The organism is Phreatobacter sp. (genome assembly GCF_052440005.1).
Taxonomy (GTDB): Bacteria; Pseudomonadota; Alphaproteobacteria; order Rhizobiales; family Phreatobacteraceae; genus Phreatobacter.
On the sequence record NZ_JBQVQL010000169.1, the window covers coordinates 1 to 3,622 of the forward strand.

2 protein-coding genes are annotated in these 3,622 nt (G+C 72.6%); both read right to left on the bottom strand.

The window, feature by feature from the left end:
- Positions 1–147 precede the first annotated feature (147 nt).
- Positions 148–2,229: a hypothetical protein gene (locus ACT6XY_RS22575; protein ID WP_444750548.1), complete on the bottom strand. Its 2,082-nt coding sequence runs from the start codon at positions 2,227–2,229 to the stop codon at positions 148–150.
- 4 nt (positions 2,230–2,233) lie between these two features.
- Positions 2,234–3,622, bottom strand: a 1,389-nt coding sequence (locus tag ACT6XY_RS22580; RefSeq protein ID WP_444750549.1) for a DUF4159 domain-containing protein, incomplete at its 5' end; no start/stop codon positions are given.

Sequence of the window (3,622 nt, forward strand, 5' to 3'; positions counted from 1 at the left end):
GCCTCGGATCGCGGCGAACCCGCCGCAACGTGGCCCGCGGCGAGCGTCGGGTCGCGCGGCGCGTGTTCGGACGGCCGCGCCGTTCGCGGCGCTGAGGCGTGAGGGTCTGCGACGAGGATTGCGGACCGGCCCAGGGACCGCGGGAGGCTAGCGCCCCTCGCGGGCCCACACGGCGGTGAGGGCGCCGAGCATCAGGACGAGGCCCAGAAGGCCGGCGAAGGCCGGCAGGATGCCGATGCCGCGCACCACCGAGGCGTCGCGCTGGCGGATGCCCATCCAGTCCTCGCCGCGCAGGGAACTCGCCGACCGCGTCGGCACGATGCGCGGCACCGAGAGCGTGCCGGTCTCGGAGATGCGCCAGAGGCCGCCTCCGGTGGCGCGCACCAGGGGCTCCAGCAACCGGGTGGTGGAGGTGACGTCGGTGAACTCGCGCGGGTTGGGCGGCCCGACGTTGATGAGGCGCGTGAGACGGCCCGCCTGGGCGCGCCAGAGGCCGAGCTCGGTGATGTCGACCTGGCCGCGCCAGAGGCCCGGTTCCGCATCCTGCATTGCGACGGTGACACTGCTGCCCGAGGGGCGTGTGAGGGTCACGCTCTCCGGCCGTTCGGCCATGGTCTGCAGCTCGACGGCGAGCTGGCGACCGCGCACGGCGAGGCGCAGGCTCTCCTCCTCGAGCTCCGGCTCCTTCATCAGCCAGTGCGACAGGCGGCGCAGCAGTTCGAGATGCGGCCCGCCGCCCTCGTAGCCGCGCGCCCAGAGCCAGATGTGGTCGGAGAGCAGCAGCGCGACGCGGCCCTCGCCCTGGCGGGTCAGCATGAGCACGGGCCGCGAATCCGGGCCGTCCATGACGGTGGTGGCGCCCTGGGCCGGCTGGCGGCTCTCGATCAGGCGAAACCAGCGGCTCCACTGCGGATTGCCCTCGGCGACCATGCCGGGCAGCGAGCGCGTCACCGGATGGCGGCGGCCCTGGTCGGAGACACGGGCGTGGAAGGGCCGCTCCATGACCTCGCCGGTGGGGGCGGCGGGGAGGATGCTCTCCAGCGGGGTATCGTTGATGGAGGCGGAGGTGGCGTGTTCGGGGCCCGCGGCGATGAGCAGGGCGCCGCCGTTGCGCACATAGCGGGCGATGTTCTCGAAATAGATCAGCGGTAGCACGCCCTGCTGGGCGTAGCGGTCGAAGATGATGAGGTCGAACTCGCGGATCTTGATCTGGAAGAGCTCGCGGGTCGGGAAGGCGATGAGCGAGAGCTCGTTGATCGGCGTTCCGTCCTGCTTCTCCGGCGGGCGCAGAATGGTGAAGTGCACGAGGTCGACGCCGGCGTCGGACTTCAGGAGGTTGCGCCAGGTGCGCTCGCCGGCATGGGGCTCGCCGGAGACGAGCAGCACGCGCAGCTTCTCGCGGATGCCGTCGATGACGACCACGGCGCGGTTGTTGATGGGGGTGAGCTCGCCCTCGAGGCCGTCCACCTCGATCTCGACGATGTTGGCGCCGGCGTGGGTGATCTGGACCGAGACATTGGTGGTCGCGCCGGTGGCGACGGTGCGCCGCTCGATCACCTCGCCGTCGCGGCTGATGGTGACGGCGGCTTGGGCCACGACGCCGCCGGTGCCGTTGTCCTCGATGCGGAAGCCGACGGTCTGGCTTTGCTGGACGATGCCGAAGCGCGGCGTCTGGGTCAGCACGACGCGGCGGTCGCGATCGGTGGAGCGGCCGGTGACGAGGGCGTGAACCGGCGCGGTGAAGCCGATGGCGGAGGCCTGGGCCGGGACGTCGTGGACCTGCCCGTCGGTGACGAGGATGGCGCCGCCGATGCGCTCGGCCGGCACGTCGGAGAGGCCCTGGCGCAGCGCCTCGAAGAGGTGGGTGCCGTCGGTCTGGCCGTCGGAGGCGCCGGCGTCGATCCAGCGCACCTCGAAACCGGGGGAGCGGGCGAAGGAGCGCTCGATGGCGGCCTTGGCCTCGTCGGTCATGCGGGTGCGGTCGGCGAGAGACTGGCTCGCCGAGCGGTCGAGGACGACGGCGACCACCGACTGCAGCGGGTCGCGGTCCTCCTGGGTGAAGACGGGGTTGGCCAGCGCCATCAGCGCGAGGGCCATGGCGGCGACGCGCCACCACGCGCCGCGGGAGCGCGAGACGACGAGCAGGCCTGCGATGACGAGGGCCGCCAGGGCTGCGAGGGCGAGGGCCCAGAGCGGGACGATGGGCGACCAGACGATGCCGAGGGTCATGGCGTCAGTTCCCCAGCCGTTCGAGCAGGGCGGGGACGTGGACCTGGTCGGTCTTGTAGTTGCCGGTCAGGGCATACATGACGAGGTTGACGCCGAAGCGGAAGGAGAGCTCGCGCTGGCGCGCCTCGCCCTGCACGGGCAGCAGCGGATTGCCCTGGCGGTCGATGGCCCAGGCGGAGGCGAGGTCGTTGGAGGTGATGACGATGGGCGAGACCGAGTCGGAGGCCCGCGCCGGGCGCGCCTGCTCCTCCTCGCTAGCGGGCGGGATCGCCTCGACCCAGGTGACGCCGTCGGTATAGCGGCCGGGAAATTCGCGCAGGATGAAGAAGGCGCGCGCCAGCACATGGTCGCGCGGCACGGCCTCGAGCTCGGGAATGTCGAGGCCGGCGAGGATGCGGCGGAGCGTCGCCTGGGCGGGGCTCGTCTGGCCCGGTCGGGCGGTGAGGGCGTCGCGGGTGTCGAAGATCACCATGCCGCCCTGCTTCATGTAGGCGTCGAGCTTCAGCAGCGCCTGGGGCGCCGGCTCCCCGGCCCCGGCCACCACGGGCCAGTAGAGCACGGGGAAGAAGGCGAGCTCGTCACGCGCGATGTCGACGCCCTGCGGCTGCGCCGGCTCCAGCGCGGTTCGGGCGGAGAGGAAGCGGGTGAGGCCTTCGAGCCCGGCGCGGGAGACGTCGTCGACCTCGCGCGAACCGGTGACGACATAGGCGAGGCGGGTCGACTGGGTGGCGCGGATGGCGGCGTCGTCCACGGGATTGCCGGTGGAGACGATGGGCCGCTCCTGGCTGCGCCGGGTCTGTGCCTCCGCGGCAGGGGCGGCGAGCGCCAGGGCGCCTCCGAGAAGGACGAGCCAGGCGGCCGTGCGGCCCTGGCGGCCGGCCGTCAGCCGGGCGAGGCCGCCGGCGATGAGGAGGACGATGAGGCCGTCGGCGAGGAGCAGGATCAGGGCGGTCACCACCAGTGGGGATCGGAGATCGACGGGTTCGCCCAGACGATACCGCTCGATCGTGGCATTCAGGGGACCGACGTCGAGCCGCCTCAGCCGCTCGTCCGGACCAAGGGTGTTGACGGCGATGGTGCCCTCCTGGGGCCCGTAGAAGCCCGGCGGATAATCGAAGGTGGCGGGCTCGCGCCAGTCGGCGGGGATGGGACGGGCGGTGGCCGGCGGGCGCACGAAGCCTCCATAGCCGTCCAGCACCCGCGTCGGGGCGACCCGCTCGCTCGCCCTCGGCTGGCCGGGCACGGCGGCGAGGCCCTCGGCCGCCGGGCGTCCGGCGGCCGAGAGGCCGGCGATGCGTTTCAGCATGTCGACGAAGGCGCCGGAGATCGGCAGGTCCGACCAGGAGGTGTCGGCGGTGACGTGGAAGAGGATGAGCAGGCCCTGGCCGCGCTT

Excerpts from the sequence above, each read along its gene's own strand:
- ACT6XY_RS22575 (WP_444750548.1), bottom strand. The coding sequence starts at position 2,229 with ATGACCCTCGGCATCGTCTGGTCGCCCATCGTCCCGCTCTGGGCCCTC.